Genomic DNA, 1,232 nt, shown 5'->3' with positions numbered 1-1,232 from the left:
ATGAAGGTCGTCGGTGAGCTGTTCGGGTCGGGGCAGATGCAGTTGCCGTTCGTGCTGCAGTCGGCCGAGGTGATGAAGACGGCGGTGGCGTATCTGGAGCCGCACATGGAGAAGTCGGATGCGGAGGGCAAGGGCACGATCGTGCTGGCCACGGTCCGCGGTGACGTCCATGACATCGGTAAGAACCTGGTCGACATCATCTTGTCCAACAATGGCTACAACGTGGTCAATCTGGGCATCAAGCAGCCGGTCTCGGCGATCCTGGAGGCGGCCGAGGAGCATCGTGCCGATGTGATCGGGATGTCGGGGCTGCTGGTGAAGTCCACGGTGATCATGAAGGAGAACCTGGAGGAGCTCAACCAGCGCAAGCTCGCCGCCCAGTACCCCGTGATCCTGGGCGGTGCTGCCCTGACCCGGGCGTATGTGGAGCAGGATCTGCATGAGATCTACGAGGGTGAAGTGCGGTATGCGCGCGATGCCTTCGAGGGTCTGCGGCTGATGGACGCTTTGATCGCGGTGAAGCGGGGTGTGCCGGGGGCGGTGCTGCCGGAGCTGAAGCAGCGGCGGGTGCCCAAGCGCGCTGCGGCGGCGGTGCTGGAGGTGGAGGAGCCCGAGGGTTCGGTCCGCTCGGATGTGGCGGTCGACAACCGGGTGCCGGAGCCGCCGTTCTGGGGCACGCGGGTGATCAAGGGGATCGGGCTGAAGGACTATGCGTCCTGGCTCGACGAAGGCGCGCTGTTCAAGGGGCAGTGGGGTCTGAAGCAGGCCCGCGCCGGCGGCCCGACGTACGAGGAGCTCGTGGAGAGCGAGGGCCGCCCGCGCCTGCGCGGCTGGCTGGAGAAACTCCACACCGAGAATCTCCTCGAAGCCGCCGTCGTCTACGGCTACTTCCCGTGCGTGAGCAAGGGCGACGACCTGATCCTGCTGGACGAGGACGGGATCGAGCGCACCCGCTTCACGTTCCCGCGGCAGCGGCGCGGGCGGCGGCTGTGCCTGGCGGACTACTTCCGGCCCGAGGAATCGGGCGAGAAGGACGTCGTGGGCCTGCAGGTCGTCACCGTCGGCTCCCGCATCGGCGAGGCGACGGCGGAGCTGTTCGCCGCCGACGCCTACCGCGACTACCTCGAACTGCACGGCCTGTCCGTCCAGCTCGCCGAAGCCCTCGCCGAGTACTGGCACGCCCGCGTCCGCGCCGAACTCGGCTTCGCCGGCGAAGACCCCGACGACGTCGA

General features: G+C 67.6%; 1 protein-coding gene. It reads left to right on the top strand.

Going from position 1 to position 1,232, the window contains the following annotated elements; all coding sequences use genetic code 11:
* Positions 1 to 1,232: cobalamin-dependent protein (locus V7793_RS37735; protein ID WP_336014261.1), on the top strand; the 1,232-nt coding region annotated here is incomplete at both ends.

This window comes from Streptomyces sp. KLMMK, assembly GCF_036961605.1.
GTDB classification, from domain to species: Bacteria; Actinomycetota; Actinomycetes; order Streptomycetales; family Streptomycetaceae; genus Streptomyces; species Streptomyces telluris.
Note: the sequence above shows the minus strand (reverse complement) of the source record. Positions and strands in the feature narration are given on the sequence as shown.